This window comes from Pseudomonas sp. CK-NBRI-02 (genome assembly GCF_008124495.1).
GTDB classification, from domain to species: domain Bacteria; phylum Pseudomonadota; class Gammaproteobacteria; order Pseudomonadales; family Pseudomonadaceae; genus Aquipseudomonas; species Aquipseudomonas guariconensis.
Window position 1 is genome coordinate 57,502 of the sequence record NZ_VSJH01000010.1, and the last position, 19,231, is coordinate 76,732.

Sequence of the window (19,231 nt, forward strand, 5' to 3'; positions counted from 1 at the left end):
CTTATGCGGCCCCGAGGCGGGTTATGGACCAGATGGGGGAGAACCGGCGCGCTCGTTTTTTTCTGCAAGGTCCGGGTGGTCTTGCGCCGGGTCGTCATGCCGGTCGCGGGTCTTGAACAGTGACAACAGCACCCCGCCGAGCAGCAAGCCGAACGTCACGCCCAGCGACAGCAAGGCGGGCACCTTGCCCACCAGGCCGTGGTAGAAGATCTTGCAGCCGATGAACACCAGTACCAGCGCCAGGGCGTACTTGAGGTAGACGAAGCGGTGCATCAGCGCCGCCAGGGCGAAGTACAGCGAGCGCAGACCGAGGATGGCGAAGATGTTCGAGGTGTAGACGATGAACGGGTCTTGGGTGATGGCGAAGATCGCCGGGACGCTGTCGACGGCGAACACCAGGTCGGCCAACTCGATCAGTACCAGTGCCAGGAACAGCGGCGTCGCATGGCGCACGGCGGTGTGCTGCCCGGGCGGGGTGAGGTGCACGAAGAAGTGTGCGCCGTGGACCTGGTCGGTGACCCGCATGTGCCGACGTACGAAGCGTAGCACCGGGTTGTTGGCAAGGTCCGGGTGGCTTTCCTGCCGAGCCAAAGCCATCTTTACACCCGTGAACAGCAGGAAGGCGCCGAACAGGTAGAGCACCCAGGCAAAGTGCTGCACCAGCGCCGCACCTACGCCGATCATGATCGCCCTCAGGACCACCACGCCGAGAATGCCCCAGAACAGTACCCGGTGCTGGTAACGGCGGGGAATGGCGAAGAAACCGAAGATCATGGCCATGACGAACACGTTGTCCATCGATAGCGATTGCTCGACCAGGAACCCCGTGTAGAACTCCAGCGCCGACTGCGCGCCCAGCTCGTACCAGACCCACGCGCCGAACAACACGCCGACACTGAAATAGCCGGCGTACAGCAGCAGGCTCTCGCGCATTTCGATCTCGCGGTTCTTGCGGTGGAGCACGCCAAGGTCCAGGACCAGCAGGCCGATGACGATAGCGATGAAGACCAGCCACAGCCAGGCGCTGGTGCCGAGGAACGGGGTGGTGAGGAATGTGTGCAGAGCCATCATGAGCCCCTCCTTTAATGTCGACGTTGCATGGCAACAGTGATCCGACATGGCGGCTGGGTAGCCGTCAGAGGGGCCCGGTATCACATAGGCTTGAGCGTAGTCCCGATCGGTGAGCCTGCCGAATGGCGCGCTGTTACATTTCTTTGCGAGGCTGCCCAGTCCTTCAGTACACCCACACTTCCACCCGTCGATTGCGCAGCCGCCCTTGTTCCTGGTCGTTGTCGGCCACTGGCAGTTCGTCGCCCATGCCGGTCACTTCCTTGATTTCCACGCCATCGCGGGCGAGCTCGCGGCGCACCGCCATGGCCCGCAGGCGCGAGAGCAGGGCGGCGCGGCCCTGGGTTTCCTTGGGGTCGCCAAACCCCACCAGTACCACCTGGTGCTGCAGCTTGCCGGCCTGGCGCAGGTAGTCTGCGACCCGGCGTACGTCGCGCAGCGCCTTGTTGTCCAGGTTGGCGCTGCCGGGCTGGAAGCGAAAGTTCACGGTCAGGCGCCGGGCCTCAGCGGCCAGGGTCCGATAGCGTGGCGGCATGTCGGCCTGGGCGGGTACGGGCAGGGCTTTGACCTGCTGGGCCACGAAGCCTTGGCGGGCGACGATGGCCTGCCCGGCGGGGGTTTGGGTGTACTCGGCCAGGGCGACCGCCAAAGGGGCGGCGCGAGCAGGCAGGTAGAAGAACAAGCGGCGCGACAGCGGATAATCCTCGCTGGCGACCAGCGTTGGGGTAGGCAGCATGGCTGGCGCGTCGCCTTCGGCGATGGCCAGCACCTTGGCGCCATGCACGGCGGCCAGGCTGCTGAAACCGATGGCCTGGCGGTCAGCCTTGACCCGCTCGGCCAGCGCTTCGCTGGATTCGAAACGTTGCGCCTGACCGGCCAGCGTCTGCTGGCGTGGCTCCAGCACCAGAGCCTTGAAGGTTTCGAACGTGCCGGAGCGATCGTCACGGGCATACAGACGGATCTCCCCGCCGGGCACGCCGAGCTGTTCCCAGCGTCGTACCTGGCCGCAGAACACTTGGGCCAATTGCGCGGTGGTCAGTTGGGCCAGCGGATTGTCCGGGTGAACGATTACCGCCACTGCGTCCAGTCCGATGACCTGTTCGGCGCCTTTGCCGCGAAGATCGCCTAGTGCCCGAAGACGCCGAGCTTCGTCGTCGGTGATGGGGCGGGACGCGGCCGCCAGGTCCGCTTGGCCATCGCCCAGGGCTGTGAAGCCGGTGCTCGAGCCGTGGGCGGCGATGGTGATGCGCAAAGGCTGGCCCTGGGCATCGAGTGCGTTGATTTCGGTTTCGTTGGCTTGGCGGCTCGGGGTTTGGGTGACCGCAGTGGCACCTTGGGCCGCCAGCAGGCCTTGGATGAGCGCGGGTGTCAGGGCGGCGCCGATGGTATTGGAGCCCTGGATGCGCAGTTGCGCGGGCCCTGCGAGGGCCCACAAGGGGAACAGACAGCACAGCAAGGCGAACAGGCGAGGCATGCCGGAGACCTGTGGCATAAAGATGCGCTGCAGATTACGACAGTGGCGTGACCGGGAGATGACAGGGCGTGAGGTTGAGAAAAGGGGCCCGATCAGAATGTCGGCGGCGTGATCACCCAGATCACCACGGCATCCACTGCTCCAGGATTGCCATAACGATGGGGCTCTTGGCTCGAGAAACTGAAGCTGTCCCCTTCGTTGAGTTGGAAATACCGCTCGCCGACCCACAGCTCGAAGCTACCGGACAGCAAATAGCCGGCTTCCTCGCCCTCGTGGCTGTAACTCTGCTGGCTGTAGGTGCCCGGGGGAAAGCGCGAATGGAGGATTTCGAGCTGCCGGTTGGGCTGGGGGGTGAGCAACTGATCGACGATACCGTCCTCGTAATGCACGCTCAGGCGACTGTTGCGCCGCACCACGTAGCCTTGGTCCTCAGGGGCGGTGCTGGCCTCGCTGGCGAAGAACCACTGGATGGTCACGCCCAGGCTGCGGGCAATGTTGAACAGCGCCGGGATCGAGGGATAGGAGAGATTGCGCTCCAGTTGGCTGATGTAGCCGGCGGTCAGTTCGCTTTGCTTGGCCAGCTCGGCGAGGGTCATGCCGCGGCGCTTGCGCAGGCCGCGGATGCGGGTGCCGAGAAACTGCGGGGCCGCGCCGCCGTCTTCGGCGGCGGGCGGCGGCGTCTGGGGTTGCTGGCTCATGCGCGTCGGTCCATCGGGAAAGCCAGAAGTATGACCAGCCTCAGAGCGCCCAGGCAACCGTCAGGCCGTCGTGGATCGCTTCTTCGACGGTGCGCGGTGCCAGGCAGTCGCCGATGCGCCGCACCTGAACCAAACCGGCCAGTTCCTCGGCCAAGGTGTCCACCGGTTGATGGCCGAGGCACAGGACCAGGGTGTCGATCTCTTCGAAGATCATCGGTTCGCCACTGGCGGTGTGCAGCAGGTAGACGGTGTTGTCGTCGCAGCCGTACAGCCGGGCATAGGGGGTGATGGGGATGCCCAGGCGGTGCAGCTCGCCGGCCATCTGGTCGCGCACGTACAGCGGCAAGCTCTCGCCACAGTGGGTGCCATTGACTGCCAGCTGCACCTGATGGCCTTCGCGCACCAGGCGCTCGGCGATGCCGGGGCCGATCCAGTCGCTGCGCCAGTCCACCACCAGCACCGAGCGTCCCAGGGTGGCCTGGTTGCGCAGCACCTGCCAGGCATCGACCACCTGCAAGTCGCCACTGCGTTCGAATTCGGGCCAGTACGGGCGGGCGCCGGTGGCGGCGATCACCACATCGGGACGTTCGCGTTCGACCAAGGCCCGGTCGACGCGGGTGTTGCGCACCACGCGCACGCCGGCCAGTTCCATCTCCCGTTGCAGGTTGGTGCTGGCGCCGCCGAACTCGCTGCGACGCGGCAGCAGCTGGGCCAATTGCACCTGGCCACCCAACTGTGGGCCGGCCTCGTACAGGGTCACCTCATGACCGCGCGCCGCTGCGACCGCCGCGGCTTTCATGCCGGCCGGGCCGCCGCCTGCGATCATCACGCGCTTGGGCGCCTGGGTGGGGGTGAGCGTGCCGTATTGCAGTTCGCGGCCGGTCTCTGGACGCTGGATGCAAGAGATCGGCAGGCCGCGATGGAAATGGCCGATACAGGCCTGGTTGCAGGCGATGCAGGCGCGCACGTCCTCAACCTGACCACGTTCGGTCTTCGATGGCATCTGCGGGTCGCAGATCAGCGCGCGGGTCATGCCGCAGACGTCGGCCTGACCGCGGGCCAGGATCAACTCGGCCTCCTGGGGCTGGTTGATGCGTCCGGTGACGAACAGCGGGATGTCCAGGCGCGCCTTGAACGTGCCGGCTTCGCGGGCGAGATACGCAGGCTCGATGGCCATGGGCGGAACGATATGCACCGCACCGCCTTGTGAGGCGGAGGTGCCGGCGACGATGTGCAGGTAGTCGATCTCGCCCTGCAGGGCCTGGGCAGCCACCAGGGATTCGTCCTCGGTCAGGCCTTCGGGGTCGCGCTCGTCGGCGCTGATGCGCAGGCCTACGATGAATTGCTCGTCGGTGGCTGCGCGCACGGCGCTCAGCACTTCACGCACAAAGCGCAGGCGTTGCTCGAGGCCGCCGTTGTAGCCGTCGGTGCGGCGATTGACCCGCGGATTGAGGAACTGCGCCGGCAGGTAGCCATGACTGGCTACCACTTCCACGCCGTCGAGCCCGGCCTGATGCAGGCGGCGGGCGGCACTGGCGTAGCCCTGGATGATCTCGTCGATCATCGCCTGGTCCAGCGCCCGAGGCATCACCCGAAAACGCTCGTTGGGCACCGCCGAGGCCGAGTAGGCCACTGCCAGCAGGCCATCGGCGGTTTCCATGATCTCGCGCCCGGGGTGGAACAACTGTGACAGCACGACGGTGCCGTGGGCGTGGCAGGCCTCGGCCAGACGGCGATAGCCGTCGATGCAGGCATCGTCGGTGGCCATCAGCACATGGGAGGTGTAGCGGGCGCTGTCGTGAACCCCCGCCACCTGCAGCACGATCAGGCCGGCGCCGCCTTCGGCGCGGGCGCGCTGGTAGGCAATGAGCTTGTCGTTGACCAAGTTGTCGGTGGGCAGGCAGGTGTCATGTCCGGTGGACATGATGCGGTTCTTAAGGCGTTTGCCACGGATCTGCAGCGGTTCGAACAGGTGGGGGAAGGCGGTCGACATGCGCGCAGCTCCGGTCGGTTGTCGTTCTTGTTTTTTCCATGAAAGTGTAGCGCCAGTAAAAAATCAACTTGTTTTTTTACTGGCTGGCGTCTAGCGTTCCCTCGACCCCTCGCTCAGGGGCATCCCTCACAACAACAAGAAAGCGGAGCCTGCGCTGCACCGGCCAGGCACCGGCAGGAGGAACCACCGATGCAAGCATTTCCCCGCAGGACCGGATTGTGCGCAGTGCTTCTGGCCTTGGGCCTGGGCAGTGCGCAGGCGGCGCCGCAGATGGTCGTGGTCGGCTATGGCGGCGCGGGCCAGAAAGCCCAGGACGTGGCGATCTTCCAGCCTTTCAGCGCCCAGGATGGCAGCAAGCTGATCCAGAGCGAGTACAACGGCGAGATGGCCCGGATCCAGGTGATGGCCGATACCGGGAATGTCGATTGGGACGTGGTGCAGATCGAAGGCCCGGACCTCATGCGCGGCTGTGACGAAGGCATCTACGAGCGCCTGGATTGGCAACAGATTGGCCATGCCGCCGAGCTGATCCCGGACGCGGCCCAGGCGTGCGGTTCGGCGGCGCTGGTGTGGAGCGTGGCGATTGCCTATGACCGCGACAAGCTGGCCAAGGCGCCCACGTCCTGGGCGGATTTCTGGGATGTGAAGACGTTTCCCGGCAAGCGCGGGCTGCGCAAACGTGCGGTGTACAACCTGGAGTTCGCGCTGCTGGCCGACGGCGTGAAGGTCGAGGACGTCTACAAGATGCTTTCTACTCCGGCAGGTGTCGAGCGCGCCTTCGCCAAGCTCACCGAACTCAAGCCTTACATCCAATGGTGGGATGCCGGCGCCCAGCCCGCGCAGTGGCTGACAGCAGGCGATGTGGTGATGACCTCCACCTACAGCGGCCGCATCGCCGTCGCTGCCCAGCAGGGCAGTCCGCTGGCGGTGGTGTGGCCGGGTAGTCTGTATGGCATGGATTACTGGGCGATTATCAAGGGCTCCCAGCATGTCGATCAGGCACGGCGTCTGATTGCCTATGCCAACCAGCCAGACACCCAAGTGCGGTATGTGCAGCAGATCCCCTATGGCCCGACCAACACTCAGGCCGCAGCCAGGCTCGATCCTGCGTTGGCCAGCTGGGTGCCGACTTCACCGGAAAACCTAAAGGGCGCGCTGGCGATGAATGTCGAGTTCTGGGTTGACCATGGCGAGGAGCTGGAGCAGCGCTTCAACGCATGGGCCAGCAAGTGAGGTAGATTCAATCCCCAAGGCCGCTTCGCGGCCTTCGTGGGTAAATCGGAGCGCCGAACAGACCTCGGCCTCTCACATTCTCGAACCAGGACAACAACATGACCCCCTCCGAACGGACCCTGCGCCAGGAACTGGCCGCCTGCTACCGGCTGATCGCGCACTTTCGCATGACCGATCTGATCTTCACCCACATCTCCGTGCGCTTGCCGGGGCCTGAGCATCATTTTCTGATCAACCCCTACGGCCTGCTGTTCGATGAGATCACGGCCTCGAAACTGGTGAAGATCGATTTGCAGGGCAATCCGGTGGAGCCGACGCCCTACCCGGTGAACCCGGCCGGTTTCGTCATCCACAGCGCCATTCACGGCGCCCGCGAGGACGCCCAGTGCGTGTTGCACACCCACACCCGGGCTGGCTGCGCAGTGGCGGCGCTCGAATGCGGCTTGCTGCCGCTCAACCAGATTTCCATGGAGTTCTACGGCCGGGTTGGCTACCACGCCTATGAAGGCATCGCCCTGGACATGGACGAGCAGCAGCGCCTGGTGGCGGACCTGGGCGAGCACTCGGTGATGATCCTGCGCAACCATGGTTTGTTGACCGTCGGCAGCAGCGTGGCCGAGGCCTTCATGCGCATGTACTACCTGGAGAAAGCCTGCGAGATCCAGTTGGCGGCCTTGCAGGCCGGGCAGGTGATCGTGCCGCCGCACGAGGTGTGCGCGCATACCGAGCGCCAGTTCAATTCCCCGGCGCGGCCGTTGAAAGCCGGGGAGTTGTCGGACCCAGACGGCAATGCGTTGGCCTGGCAGGCCTTGCTGCGGTTGCTGGAGCGGGTGGCGCCGGATTATCGCGACTGAGACGCCAGCGCCGGCTCCCAGGGTAGCGCGTCGTTGAGCCGGCGAAGCCTGCAATGGGCTGCACAGCAGCCCAAGGGGCGAAGGCGCCGGTGTCAGCGAGCGTCCGGCACGATGATGTGGGCCGGCGCCTGCGCCGCGCGGCCACGGGCGACCCAGTAGTACAGCACGCTCGGCACGACCAGGCCGATCAGCCAGGAGACATCCACGCCGCCTAGGTGGGCGACCATGGGGCCGGTGTACAGCTTGGTGTCGATGAACGGCATCTGCACCAGCACACCGAAGGTGTAGACGATGATCCCAGGCCAGTTCCAGCGGCCATAGCGCCCTTCAGGGTCGGCCAGGGCGGGGATGTCGTAGCGCTCTTTGGTGATGAAGTAGTAGTCCACCAGGTTCACCGCGCTCCAGGGCACGAAGAAGGTCAGCAGGAACAGGATGAATGACTTGAACGCGCTCAGGAACGAATGCTGGCCGAGCAGCGCGACCAAGGTCGCGGCACCGACGATAGCCAGGACGAACACCAGGCGCTGCGCTCGGCTGATCTGCAGATGGCCACGGAACCTGCTGATGATGGTGGCGATGCACATGAAGCTGCCATAGGAGTTCAGCGTCGAAATGGTCACCTTGCCGAAGGCGATGCTGAAGTACAGCAGGGCCGCGGTAGTGCCTGCGCCGCCCAGGCCGACGATATAGGCCACTTCGTGCCCGGTGAACTGGCCGCCGGCGATGGCGGCGGCGAACACACCGAGGATCATCGAGGCTTGAGCGCCGATCACCGAACCCAGGCCGGCGGCGAGGAAGGTCTTGACCGGCGAAGTGCTGCTGGGCAGGTAGCGCGAGTAATCCGCCACATACGGGCCGAAGGCGATCTGCCAGGAGGCGGCGAGCGAAACGGCCAGCAGGAACGAGGCCCAGGAGAAATGGCGGTTGTCCATCAACTGGCCGATGTCGGCCAGCATCAGGATGCGGCTGAAGAGGTAGATGAAGGCGATGATCCCCAACACGCTGGCCACGCGCCCGATCCAATGGATCACCCGGTAGCCGGCGAGGGTGGCCAGCACGATCACGCTGGCGAAGATCAGGATGCCGGTGCTGTCGCTGACGCTCATCAATTGGCCGATGGCCTGGCCGGAGAGCACCGTGCCGGTGGCGGTGAAGCCCAGGTACATCAGGCACACCAGCACCATGGGGATGGCCGCGCCATAGACCCCGAACTGTACACGACTGGAAATCATCTGCGGCAGGCCCAGGCGCGGGCCTTGGGCGGCGTGCAACGCCATCACCGTGCCACCGACCAATTGCCCGATCAACAGGCCGATAAGCGACCAGAACACATCACCGCCGAGCACCACGGCCAGGGCGCCGGTCACGATAGCGGTAATCTGCAGGTTGGCTCCCAGCCAGAGGGTGAACTGGCTGTACACGCGTCCATGGCGTTCAGCTTCGGGGATGTAGTCGATCGAGCGCCGTTCGATCACGGGTTTGTTGGACATGGGCACTCCGCGTACTTGTTTTTGTGGGGGGCGGGCGAGCCATCGGCAAAGACTGGCTGTGTCGAGATATGAGCATGTATAGACAAGTTCGGTCAAGTGAAGCTTGACAGGTAACGAGTGGCGGTTCACACGCTTGCCAGACGCTTCGCTTGAACGACTGTTGCGCAAGGTCGGTGCCCAACTGTGCTGGTCGGTGAAAAAAGAATGGCCTTATGCTGTAACGAAATATGTCTAGAACGCCTGAAGAAGGAAGCCGCAATGCCGCTCAAGGACCTGCTGATCGCCCTGGTGGTGATCATCGCCTGGGGAGTCAACTTCGTTGTCATCAAGGTCGGCCTTGATGGCTTGCCGCCCATGTTGCTCGGTGCGTTGCGTTTCGCCCTGGTGGCGTTCCCGGCGATCCTGCTGGTCAAGCGACCGAAGCTTCCCTGGCGCTGGTTGATCGCCTACGGCGCGACCATTTCCCTGGGGCAGTTCGCGTTCCTGTTCCAGGCCATGTACAGCGGCATGCCACCGGGGCTGGCCTCGTTGGTGCTGCAATCTCAGGCGTTCTTCACCTTGGGTTTTGCCGCGCTGTTTTTGGGTGAGCGCCTGCGCTTGGCGAGTGTGCTGGGGTTGCTGGTGGCAGCGGGCGGGTTGGTGCTGATCGGCAGCGAAGATGGCAGCCACGTGCCGTTGCTGGCGCTGCTGTTGACCCTGTGCGCGGGGGCCATGTGGGGGATGGGCAATATCATTACCCGGCGCTTTGGCTCGGTGGACCTAGTGGCCTTGGTGATCTGGGGCGGGCTGATCCCGCCGCTGCCGTTTCTGGCGTTGTCCTGGTGGCTCGAAGGTCCGGAGCGCATTGGCCATGCATTGGCCAACCTCGGCTTGAATTCGGTGTTGGCGCTGGCGTATTTGGCCTTCGTCGCCACCATGCTGGGCTATAGCCTCTGGAGCACGCTGTTGTCGCGCCATCCGGCGGGCAAGGTGGCGCCGTTCTCGTTGCTGGTGCCGGTGATTGGCTTGAGTTCGTCGGCCTGGCTGCTGGATGAGCGCTTGAGCGCGGTGCAGGGTTGGGGCGCGTTGCTGGTGATGGCGGGGCTGCTGATCAATGTGTTCGGGCCGCGGCTGGGACAGCGGTTGCGGGCGGCCACGGCACAATGAGTGAGGTCGGCGGTGGCGTGTTGGCGGGTAAGCCCGCTCCGACAACGATGACCGCCAACCCGGTTGCGATTGTTCTGCTGTTGGGACGATCATGGCCGTTTTTGCTATCTACCGAAGTATTGTTCTCATAGGTAGTGTTATACCCAGCTATCTGAGAGAGGAGACTTCTCATGAAAAAGATTCTGGGTGTTCATCGTAGCCCTCACGGCCATTGGGTCGGGGATGGCTTTCCGGTTCGCAGTCTGTTCACCTATGACAATCTGGCCCGTCATATAAGCCCGTTCCTGCTGCTGGACTACGCCGGCCCGCACGACTTCACCCCGACCACCGCGCGCCGCGGTGTCGGCCAGCATCCGCATCGCGGCTTCGAGACGGTGACCATCGTCTACCAGGGCGAGCTGGAGCATCGCGACTCCACCGGCGCCGGTGGCCTGATCGGCCCCGGGGACGTGCAGTGGATGACCGCTGCCAACGGCATCCTGCACGAGGAGTTCCACTCGCCGGCTTTCGCCCGCACTGGCGGCACCCTTGAAATGGTGCAGCTGTGGGTGAACCTTCCTGCCCGGGACAAGCGCGCTGCAGCGGGCTACCAGACGCTGCTGGCCAGTGATATCCCGGTGGTGAAGCTGCTAGACGATGCCGGTACCCTGCGCGTGATTGCCGGTGACTATCAAGGCCACAAAGGCCCGGCTCGGACCTTCACGCCCATGGATGTCTGGGACCTGCGCCTTGCGGCCGGTGCCAGCCTGCAACTGCCCATCGCCCAAGGGCGCAACGCTGCGCTGGTGGTCTTGCGGGGCAATGTGCAGGTCAATGGCGAGCGTGAGACCGGGCCGGCCAGCCTGGTGCTGCTCGAGCGCGATGGTGAGCACGTGCAGGTGCAGGCCTTGGAAGACGTGAGCCTGCTGCTGCTCAGCGGCGAACCAATCGATGAGCCTATCGTCGGCTATGGCCCGTTCGTGATGAACAGCCAAGCGGAGATCGCCGAGTCGTTCGAAGACTTCCAGGCCGGGCGGTTCGGCCAGATGGCGGGGGAGCAGGGCCCCCAGCATTGAGTCGATGGGCCACAGCGCGGCAGCCGTTCAACCGGTCTGCCGCCACTGTACATCACTGATCCCGTAACGCTCGGCCACCGGCTTGCTGACTTTCTTGATCTTCTCGCGCCCGTAGCGTCCGATGCGGGCCACTCCCGCATCGCAACTGGCCCAGTGCCAGGCCTCGGCGTTGTCCATCCGCTCGGCGCGGATCACGAACGACTTGTGCTGCCCGTGCAGTTCGTAGTCGATCACGAAAAGTTTGGCGTCGATCATCGGTCCCCATCCCTTGCGCAGCCGCGCAGGCTGGCCACGTGCAAGACGTTCCGTGGCCTATCCGTGGGAAACTGTGACTTACTCAAAAGTTTGAAAAAATTCCCCCTTGCCCGACCAGCGGCACAGGCAAGACCGCTCGTCGTAAGCCTGCTTCATTGGATCGAACAGCCAGCGTCAAGCCGGACTCTTCTTCTAAGGTGCTAGAGGATTCACCGGGCACTCATTGCTCCAGCAAATGAGTGACCGCTTGGACATGCGCAATATCAATTGGCACTGCGCCAGTTCAGGGCGTACTCACACACAACAGGCCATCCAGTACAGAGAGGGTCGAACCATGTCGTTGATAGGAGTTTCGCTATTGGAAATGCGCCAGCTGATCGAGCAGGCCTGTCTGCCCGACCGCTGCGAGGTCAGTTGCCCGGACGGCGTCAGCCTGACCATTCGTCTGGGCAACGAACAGGGGCTTGACGATTGCCTGACCGTCACCGGCATTCCCCTGGACAGCCTCAATAGCTGTCGTGATGTCCATGAACTGGTGAACCAGTTGCGCAAGGATCAGCGCCTGGGTCATCCGCACGTGGCCAGGGCCATCGCCTGAAACGCTCGGCAGACCCGGTCAGCCAAGGCTGGCCGGGCGCACATACTCAGGCATCAGGCCGTTGAACCAGAACAGGATCATCGACACCAGGATGGTCACCAGCAACAGCAGTCCCACACCCCAGACACAGGTTGCGAACAGCAGGGCCTGTTCCTTGCGAAGCCGCAGAAACGTCTGCAAGCCGCCATAGAGCAATACCGTGGCATAGGCCGAGGCTGCCAGCAGGGCCAGCACGGCCAGCCAGCGCATCGGCACCAGGCCCACCACGCCCGCGACGAACCAGGGCGTGGCGCAATAGGCGGCAAAGCCGATGCACTGGTTGAGGGTGGGTTGGGCGTCGAAACCTCGTGACATCCAGCGGATCATCACGCCCATCAACATGACGCCGACCACGGTCGTGGCGTACAGAAGGCCCGCCAACTGCGCAGCGCTGACCAGGCTCAGGCGTACGCGATCCTCCGCGGCCAGGCTCCAGCCGAACGTGGTGGTGCCGATGAACAGGCACACGGCCGGGATCAGCGCCAGTGCCAGCAGGCGTGGCAGGTATTGTTGCGGGTGGGCTTCCTCGGCACGGCGGATGTCCAGCCAGGCGGCACCCGGTTGTGTGAAGAGCTTGAGCAAGGGGCTGTTCATGGCAATCTCCTCGAGGGCAAGCGTGTCCTCTTTTTATGGAGAAGCCCCAGCGCCCAGGGTTCAGGTTATCTGTCGCCCGTTGATCGCTTCACTGCAGCTCAAGCACCAGGTTCATGCCGCCATCGCCGCATTTGGCATGGTCACGCACCACGCCGTGATAGCTGCGTCCGTCCCAGACGAACGCCACGCTGTGGGCGCGGTCGAGTTTTTCCGGCAGCGGTGGGTCGATGTGCAGGCGCAGCGCCGGGCAGCCTTGCAAGTTGAGCGCGGCTAGCTGGACCTGGCATTCCACGCGATGAGCCACCGGGCCGAACAGCGTATCGCGGACGAAGTCCAGCTCCAGGCTGGCGCAGGGAGCGCGGTAGTGGGCCTTCATGGCTGACACAGCGGACGTAGGGACATGACGGGCTCCTGGGAGGATCGCGGAGGTATCTATCATTCGAAACCTCTCCCGGGGTGTTGTTCAAATTATTTCTATTTCATCGAGCGTTTATTTTTGCGCTGTCAGGACGGGGCCTGGTTTGGCGGTGAACCCGCTCCTCAGGGGTTAGAGTGATCCTTGCGGGAGCGGGGTTACCCGCGAATTTAGGGCTGACGCTCGGCCACGGCCTTCAATGTGCGCAAGGTGACCAGCGGCGCATCCACCACGAACTGATTGGCCAGCCATCCCGGCACGTCGCCCGCCGGGTCGGCCTGCAGTTGATAACTCACTTCGGTTTCCTTTTCCCCCAACGGGCGCATGGTCCATTCCCCGCGCAGTCGGCGTACGCGGATCAACCCTGGCGCTGCGGGCACCCTACCAGGTTCGGCGCTCAGGTAGCGCATCAGGGTCCCATCGTTCAGGCGCTCGGTGCGCACGCGCAGCACGATGTCCCTGGGGTGGGCCGGCCAGGGCAGGTCGGTGACCAAGTAGACCCAGGTACTGTCGCCCTCGACTTCCAGCAAGCGCATCTCAGCGCAGGCATATAGCCATTTGCAGGCCACCCGCAGGTTCTCCTGCAGGTCAGTGAGGGTACGCACGCTTGCCTTGATGCGGGTCACGCCGCGAAACGCCTGGTAGGGCGAGCCTTCCACAGCGCTCAGATAAACGTCGACGCCATCCTCCTGATGCGCCAGGCGCCAGTCGGCCGCCACCAGCAAGGGGGCTGGCAACAGGAGCAGCAGGGCGAGCAACAGACGATACACCAGGGGCATGGACACAGGTCCGCAAGCAGTGGGGTGCAAAAAGTATGGACACAAACGACAAGCCCGCCATGAAGGCGGGCTTGTGAGACATCAGCCTGGACTCAACGCTGTGGGTTGAGCGTCAGGTGCACGTGGCGGTTGACGTCCTTGTACAGCAGGTAGCTGAACGGGCCAGGGCCGCCGGCATAGCAGGCTTGCGGGCAGAAGGCACGCAGCCACATGAAGTCACCGGCTTCGACTTCGACCCAGTCCTGGTTCAGGCGATACACCGCCTTGCCTTCCAGCACGTACAGGCCGTGTTCCATGACGTGGGTTTCAGCGAACGGAATCACGCCGCCTGGCTGGAAGGTCACGATGTTGACGTGCATGTCGTGGCGCATGTCGGCCATGTCGACGAAGCGGGTGGTGACCCAGCGGCCTTCGGTGCCCGGCATTTCGATGACGGTGGCGTCCTTGCGGTGGGTGACGAAGGATTCCGGAACAGCCAGGCCTTCGACCTTCTGGTAGTGCTTGCGCAGCCAGTGGAAGGTGACGTTGGACTTGCTGTTGTTGCGCAGGCTCCAGTCGGCGCCCGGGGCCAGGAAGGCGTAGCCGCCAGGGACCAGGGTGTGGTGCTTGCCTTCGACGGTGATGTCGATCTCGCCTTCGACCACGAACAGGACCGCTTCGGCGTTCGGGTCCAGCTCAGGACGCTCGCTGCCGCCTTCCGGGGCAACTTCGACGATGTACTGGGAGAAGGTTTCGGCGAAGCCGGTCAGCGGGCGGGCGATGACCCACATGCGCATCTTGTCCCAGAACGGCAGGTGGCTGGTGACGATGTCACGCATCACGCCCTTGGGGATGACGGCATAGGCTTCGGTGAACATGGCACGGTCAGTCAGCAGCTCGGTTTGGCCTGGGTGCCCACCGTGAGGGGCGAAGTACGAATGATTCGACATGGAGAGTCTCGACTTGTTGTTCTTTCCCCGTGCCGTTGAACCGCACCGGCCGGTGCGCCGCAGGGGATGCACGGACAGGATATGAGCCTTTCCGTGGCATCCACAAATTAAATGTTGAAATGTCCGGTATTTATTCAGTGAATGTCGACCAGGCGCCCGGCATGGGCTTCTGGCAGACGATCGCCCTGGCCGAACAGCTTGTGACGCAGGGTTCCCTTTTCATAGGCCAAGGGATAGCGACCGCGGCGTTGCAGCTCGGGTATCAAGAGCTCGACCACATTGGCCAGATCGTCCGGTTGAACCGCGTAGGTGAGGTTGAAACCGTCGATGCCGGTCTGGTCGAGCCAGGTTTCCAGCTGGTCGGCGACTTCTTGCGCCGAGCCCACCAGCACCGGTCCCCGACCGCCCAGCCCCACGAACTGCGCCGCCTCGCGTACTGTCCAGCGCCGGTCGGGGTCCGCGGCGGTGAAGGCGGCCAGGGCCGCGCGGCCGGCGTCGTTCTCCACATATTCGATGGGCGCGTCGGGCTCCAGGCCTGCGAAGTCTATGCCGGTCCAGCCCGACAGCAGGGCCAGGGCCGCCTCCAGATCGACATGGCGGCGGTAGTCGGCAAAGCGTGCCTGGGCTTGTTCGTGCGTCTGGCCGACGATCAGCAGGGCCTGGGCATAGATGAGCACTTCATCGCGGCCACGCCCGGCGACCTCGCTGGCCTGGCGGATGCCGTCGGCATAGCGGCGCAACACGGTGGGTGTCGGGCCACTGATGAATACGCATTCGGCATGCCGCGCGGCGAACTGCTGGCCGCGCGCCGACGCTCCTGCCTGGAACAGCACCGGGGTACGTTGGGGCGAGGGCTGGCACAGGTGCATGCCAGGCACCTGGAAGTGCTCGCCAGCGTGGCCGATGGGGTGTACGCGCGACGGGTCGATGTAGCGGCCGGTCTCGCGCTCGAGCACCACGGCATCGTCGTCCCAGCTCTTTTCCCAGAGTTTGTAGAGCACCTCGAGGTATTCCTCGGCCAGGTCGTAGCGCTGGTCATGACCCAGTTGCCGGGCCAGGCCCAGGTTGCGTGCGGCGCTGTCCAGGTAACCGGTGACGATGTTCCAGCCGACTCGGCCGTTGCTCAGGTGATCGAGCGTCGACATGCGTCGGGCGAAGGGGTAGGGGTGTTCGTAGGTCAGCGAGAAGGTCACGCCGAAGCCCAGGTGTTCGGTCACCCCGGCCATGGCTGGCACCAGCAGCAAGGGGTCGTTGACCGGGACCTGCACGCCGCCACGCAGGGCTGCGTCCGGCCCGCCTTGGTAGACATCGTAGATGCCCAGCACATCGGCAATGAACAGGGCATCGAACAATCCGCGTTCGAGCAGGCGAGCCAGGTCCGTCCAGTATTCAAGGCGGTTGAAATCCACGCTGGTGTTGCGCGGATGACGCCAGAGGCCCGGTGACTGGTGGCTGGCGGCGTTCATGCTGAAGGCGTTGAAACGAATCGGGCGCGGCATGCGGAGCTCCTTGGCGTCAGGGCAGGACGGAAGCCGGGTAGACCGCGTCGGCCACCTGTAGCTTGCGCGGAATCAGGCCCAGGCTCTGGAAGGTGTCGGCCAGCTTCTGCTGCTCGGCGACAATCTGTGGGGTAATGGCCACGGCGTTGTAGTTGCGCCGTTCACTGGCCACCTCCAGTACGTCGGCACCGATGCCCAACTGCGGCGCCAGCAGGTTGGCGACCTCGGCAGGCTTGGCATTGGCCCACTGGCTGACCTTGGCCAGTTCGTTGAAGAAGGTCTTGAGCAGGTCGCGATGCTGGTCGGCGAAGGCGGCCGTGGAGAGGTAGAACGTCCGGTTGTTGGAAAGCCCGCTGCCATCACGCAGGTTTTTCAGGCCCGGTTGCCGTTCGGCTGCGGCCAGGAACGGGTCCCACAGGGTGACAGCCTGCACGCTGCCCGACTGCAGGGCGGCCACGGCGTCGGCGGCGTTGTTGACGTAGGCGGGGGTGATGTCCTTGTAGCTCAGGCCTGCCTGCTCCAAGGCCACGGCCAGCAGGTACTGGGCGTTCCAGCCACGGCCGGTGGCCACGCGCTTGCCCTTGAGGTCTTCGACACGGGCAATGTGGTCTTGCTCGCGCACCACCAGCCCGATGCCGCGGGGGTAGGGTTGTTCGGCTGCCAGGTACACCACCGGTTTGCCGGCCGCCTGGGCGAACACCGACGGTGCGTCGGCAGCGTGGCCCAGGTCGATGGCGCCTGTACTCAGGGCTTCGAGCAACTGTGGCCCGGCGGCGAATTCGTGCCAGGTGACTTTCACGCCTTGCGGCGCCAGCGCTTTTTCCAGGGCGCCGCTGCCTTTGAGGATGTTGATGCTGTTGAACTTCTGGTAGCCGATGCGCAAGGTCTTGGCGTCTTCAGCCAAGGCGTTGGACCAAGGCAGCAAGGCACTGGCGACACTGGCCAGCAGGCCGCCAAGCAGCAGGCGGCGAAGGGGAGAGAAGGCACGGGCGGGCACGGGAAGATCTCCTGGAAAGGCTTGGGTGGGATGTTCTCCAGCCTAAGGAGGCGCGCGAGGGCTTTCAATTTTTTAATTCCATTTAGTTAGAATGTTTTGTTCTTTATATATCGTTTTGTTTTTCATAGACGGCCGGCCGCGTAGGGCTGACAACATTTTTTTCACATCCTCTTGCTAGGATTTCGCCTCTTCCAAGGAGACGATCAATGGCACGAGCCCTACGCGTACGCGCTGTGAAAGTGTTGCTGGCCGGCACCGCCGGCGTGCTTGCCAGCGCGCTGGGGTTCTTTGCCTGGCAGAGTTTTTACCCCGTCCAGGCCGCCGATGGCTGGGGTGTTCAGGTACTTCACCGCTCGGTGGACAAGGCCGCCTCGCTGCTGCCCCAGGCCGACGGCAGTCTGTTGGTGAGCCGCGAGCTGGACGATGGCCGTGGCAGCATCCTGAAGATCACCGCCGAAGGCGATCGGGTCGTCATGATCGAGGGCTTGTCCAAGCCTGATGGCATGGTGGCTGCACAAGGCGGTTGGGTGTTCAGCCAGGAGGGCGGCAGAGCACCGGTCAGCCTTGCTCGGGATGGCCAGGTGACCCATCTGTTCGATGGCGAAAGCGTGCAGGGTTTGTGGAACGACGGCGATTACCTCTATGCCATCGAAGACCGCAAGGGCAATGGCCGCTTGATGCGCTACGACTGGCACAGCGGTCAGCTCGACATCCTGCGTTCAGGCCTGACCGAAACCGAGGGCCTGACCCGCTGCAGTGATGGCCGCCTGCTTTACACCGAAAAGGGCGCCGGGCAAATCCGTGCGCTGAGCGAGGATGGCCAGGACCCGGTGGTGGCCAGCGGCCTGCGCAACCCCACCTTCCTGCTCTGCGACCAGCGTGGCCTGTGGATCAGCGAAGATTCCACCCACCGCGCACGGTTGTTGCGCATCGACGCCCAGGGGCAGCGTCACACGGTGCTGACCTTCCTCAAGGCGCCCCAGGCCATCGTTCCCGACGGCAAGGGTGGCTACCTGCTCGCCGAAGGCGGGCGAGACCGGGTGCTGCGCCTGACGCCACCGATCGATACCAACACCGCCCAGGCGCAGGATGTGGCACCGGACGTGCCAGAGGCCTGATCAGCTGGGCAGGCGCTTGCCGCGCCCCGGCAGCAAGCCGAGCACCAGCATGCAGCCCAGCAGGATCACCCCACCGCCCACGATCTGCAGAAGGCTCAGGGCTTCGCCGAGGAACAGCGCGCCGATCAGCACGGCCACCAAGGTCACCACGAACTCCACGCTGATGGTACGGGTGGCACCGATGCGCGCGACCAGGCCGAAGTACAGCACGTAAGTAGTGGCGCTCATCACCGCGCCGCTGATGGCCAGCAGCAGCCAGTCGCTGGCCTGGGGCACGGTGGGTACAGGCACCACCCACAACAAGGGCAATGTCAACAGGCCGCCAGCGAGAAAAGCGCCGCCGGTGACCGTCCACGGGTCCTGGCCGCGCAGGCGCAGGCTCGCATAGTTGCTGCCGAACGCAGCGCACAGACAGCCAAAGACCGAAGCGATGCAGCCGTGGATGAAGTCTTCGGTCACGGCCTGCGCCGGGAACCCCACCAGCATGACGATGCCAAGTACGCCCAACAGCAGGCCAGCCAGGCCCTGGGGGGTGATTTTCTCGAGGCCCCAGACGCGACCGATGATCATCGAGAACAGCGGAATGGTCGCCACCAGAATCGCCGACATGGCGGTGCCGATTCGCGGTGTAGCGTAGGAAAGACCGATCAGTTGCCCGGCCACCGTGGTGGCGCCCACGACTAGCAGCGGCCTGAGCAAGGGACGCAGGCGCAGCGCCCGCCCCAGCAGCGCCGCCAGTACGGCCAGCGTGCCGCCGGCGATCAGCGAGCGCAGGCTGACCGCGCCGACCCAACCGAAGGCATGCACGACCTTGAGCACCACCAGAAAGGACAGCCCCCAGGTGATGGCCAGGAACGAATAGGCGGCAAGGTCGCGCGGTTGCATGGGGCAGGGTCCGTCCGGGAGAGGAAGGCAGGCTAGCGGGTGGGCGCGAAGGGGAGCAAGGGGGCGGGGTGTGGTTGGCGCGTCTGGTGTGAATCCTGTCGCAACCAAGCGG

General features: G+C 64.3%; 19 protein-coding genes. 6 read left to right on the top strand and 13 right to left on the bottom strand.

Annotated elements, in window-relative coordinates:
• Positions 1-21: 21 nt before the first annotated feature.
• From DQ397_RS10070 to DQ397_RS10085, 4 genes are all read right to left on the bottom strand, one after another.
• Complete coding sequence (locus DQ397_RS10070) at positions 22-1,071, bottom strand: TerC family protein (RefSeq protein ID WP_167358122.1); 1,050 nt, start codon at positions 1,069-1,071, stop codon at positions 22-24.
• A gap of 163 nt (positions 1,072-1,234) precedes the next feature.
• A complete protein-coding gene (locus DQ397_RS10075) occupies positions 1,235-2,542 on the bottom strand; it encodes a phosphate ABC transporter substrate-binding/OmpA family protein (RefSeq protein WP_043211634.1) in 1,308 nt (435 codons plus the stop codon).
• A gap of 92 nt (positions 2,543-2,634) precedes the next feature.
• On the bottom strand, positions 2,635-3,240 hold the full coding sequence (locus DQ397_RS10080; protein WP_043211635.1) for a cupin domain-containing protein: 606 nt from the start codon (positions 3,238-3,240) through the stop codon (positions 2,635-2,637).
• A 40-nt stretch (positions 3,241-3,280) separates the two neighbouring features.
• Positions 3,281-5,233 carry an FAD-dependent oxidoreductase gene (locus tag DQ397_RS10085; RefSeq protein ID WP_043211636.1) on the bottom strand — a complete coding sequence of 651 codons (1,953 nt, stop codon included), beginning with the start codon at positions 5,231-5,233 and terminating at the stop codon, positions 3,281-3,283.
• 189 nt (positions 5,234-5,422) lie between these two features.
• Here DQ397_RS10085 and DQ397_RS10090 point away from each other — a divergent pair, with 189 nt between their 5' ends.
• The gene (locus DQ397_RS10090; RefSeq protein ID WP_043211637.1) at positions 5,423-6,466 is read left to right on the top strand and encodes an ABC transporter substrate-binding protein; all 1,044 of its coding nucleotides are present in this window, start codon (positions 5,423-5,425) and stop codon (positions 6,464-6,466) included.
• Between the two features lie 44 nt (positions 6,467-6,510).
• Positions 6,511-7,320: a class II aldolase/adducin family protein gene (locus tag DQ397_RS10095; RefSeq protein WP_256664375.1), complete on the top strand. Its 810-nt coding sequence runs from the start codon at positions 6,511-6,513 to the stop codon at positions 7,318-7,320.
• Between the two features lie 92 nt (positions 7,321-7,412).
• Here the strand turns inward: DQ397_RS10095 and DQ397_RS10100 are convergent, their stop codons facing one another.
• Positions 7,413-8,810 (bottom strand): cytosine permease, encoded by a 1,398-nt coding sequence (locus DQ397_RS10100; protein ID WP_043211638.1) that lies wholly within the window; start codon positions 8,808-8,810, stop codon positions 7,413-7,415.
• Positions 8,811-9,068: 258 nt separating this feature from the next.
• Between DQ397_RS10100 and DQ397_RS10105 the strand changes: the two genes are divergently transcribed.
• Both DQ397_RS10105 and DQ397_RS10110 read left to right on the top strand, forming a co-directional pair.
• Positions 9,069-9,956, top strand: coding sequence for an EamA family transporter (locus DQ397_RS10105; protein WP_043211640.1), 888 nt, complete (start codon positions 9,069-9,071; stop codon positions 9,954-9,956).
• A gap of 170 nt (positions 9,957-10,126) precedes the next feature.
• On the top strand, positions 10,127-11,011 hold the full coding sequence (locus DQ397_RS10110; RefSeq protein WP_043211643.1) for a pirin family protein: 885 nt from the start codon (positions 10,127-10,129) through the stop codon (positions 11,009-11,011).
• A gap of 27 nt (positions 11,012-11,038) precedes the next feature.
• Here the strand turns inward: DQ397_RS10110 and DQ397_RS10115 are convergent, their stop codons facing one another.
• Complete coding sequence (locus tag DQ397_RS10115) at positions 11,039-11,266, bottom strand: DUF6555 family protein (RefSeq protein WP_043211645.1); 228 nt, start codon at positions 11,264-11,266, stop codon at positions 11,039-11,041.
• A gap of 334 nt (positions 11,267-11,600) precedes the next feature.
• Here DQ397_RS10115 and DQ397_RS10120 point away from each other — a divergent pair, with 334 nt between their 5' ends.
• On the top strand, positions 11,601-11,864 hold the full coding sequence (locus tag DQ397_RS10120; RefSeq protein WP_043211647.1) for a DUF1652 domain-containing protein: 264 nt from the start codon (positions 11,601-11,603) through the stop codon (positions 11,862-11,864).
• 18 nt (positions 11,865-11,882) lie between these two features.
• Here the strand turns inward: DQ397_RS10120 and DQ397_RS10125 are convergent, their stop codons facing one another.
• From DQ397_RS10125 to DQ397_RS10150, 6 genes are all read right to left on the bottom strand, one after another.
• Positions 11,883-12,497: a Yip1 family protein gene (locus DQ397_RS10125; protein WP_043211649.1), complete on the bottom strand. Its 615-nt coding sequence runs from the start codon at positions 12,495-12,497 to the stop codon at positions 11,883-11,885.
• Between the two features lie 88 nt (positions 12,498-12,585).
• Complete coding sequence (locus tag DQ397_RS10130; RefSeq protein ID WP_043211651.1) at positions 12,586-12,873, bottom strand: hypothetical protein; 288 nt, start codon at positions 12,871-12,873, stop codon at positions 12,586-12,588.
• Positions 12,874-13,082: 209 nt separating this feature from the next.
• Entirely contained in the window at positions 13,083-13,682 is a 600-nt protein-coding gene (locus DQ397_RS10135; RefSeq protein WP_043211670.1) for an START domain-containing protein, read from the bottom strand.
• 101 nt (positions 13,683-13,783) lie between these two features.
• Entirely contained in the window at positions 13,784-14,620 is an 837-nt protein-coding gene (locus tag DQ397_RS10140; RefSeq protein ID WP_043211653.1) for a bifunctional allantoicase/(S)-ureidoglycine aminohydrolase, read from the bottom strand.
• A 134-nt stretch (positions 14,621-14,754) separates the two neighbouring features.
• Positions 14,755-16,119, bottom strand: coding sequence for an LLM class flavin-dependent oxidoreductase (locus DQ397_RS10145; protein ID WP_043211655.1), 1,365 nt, complete (start codon positions 16,117-16,119; stop codon positions 14,755-14,757).
• A gap of 16 nt (positions 16,120-16,135) precedes the next feature.
• Positions 16,136-17,116, bottom strand: a complete 981-nt coding sequence (locus tag DQ397_RS10150) for an aliphatic sulfonate ABC transporter substrate-binding protein (protein ID WP_043211657.1) — start codon at positions 17,114-17,116, stop codon at positions 16,136-16,138.
• A 206-nt stretch (positions 17,117-17,322) separates the two neighbouring features.
• On the opposite strand from DQ397_RS10150, the gene DQ397_RS10155 reads away from it, so the two are divergent.
• Positions 17,323-18,234 (top strand): hypothetical protein, encoded by a 912-nt coding sequence (locus DQ397_RS10155; RefSeq protein ID WP_043211658.1) that lies wholly within the window; start codon positions 17,323-17,325, stop codon positions 18,232-18,234.
• Here the strand turns inward: DQ397_RS10155 and DQ397_RS10160 are convergent, their stop codons facing one another.
• Positions 18,235-19,119, bottom strand: a complete 885-nt coding sequence (locus DQ397_RS10160; protein WP_043211660.1) for a DMT family transporter — start codon at positions 19,117-19,119, stop codon at positions 18,235-18,237.
• Positions 19,120-19,231: the final 112 nt, after the last annotated feature.